Raw genomic sequence first — 334 nt, forward strand, 5'->3', positions numbered from 1 at the left:
GTCATCATTGATAAGCTCTAATAACTTTTCGGCTTGATCAAAGTGTTCTTTTGCAACCTTATAACTACCAGTTCCACTAGCATGGATAGCTTTAAAGAAATGATAATAATAAGTTAAAGTGTTGTTAGAAGGAATCTCAAAAGATTCTACTTTATCAAAACTACTTGTAGAAACACCTAAGTTATCAATTACATATTGATGACGAAAGTCTAATAATGAGTAGTATAGTAATAAGTCTTGATCTTCTATGTTTTGAATTTTATCATTAATTTCTTCTTTTAAACGATGCGCGTTACTTATGCGCCGCGCACGAATTTCCACATACCAATCATTT

The 334-nt window shown here is 31.1% G+C and carries 1 pseudogene; it reads right to left on the reverse strand.

Going from position 1 to position 334, the window contains the following annotated elements:
- Nucleotides 1-321: pseudogene (locus tag RCF13_RS03715) on the reverse strand (hypothetical protein); the annotation flags it as partial.
- Nucleotides 322-334: the final 13 nt, after the last annotated feature.

Source organism: Stenotrophomonas maltophilia group sp. RNC7, from assembly GCF_030910085.1.
Classification (GTDB): Bacteria; Pseudomonadota; Gammaproteobacteria; order Xanthomonadales; family Xanthomonadaceae; genus Stenotrophomonas; species Stenotrophomonas sepilia.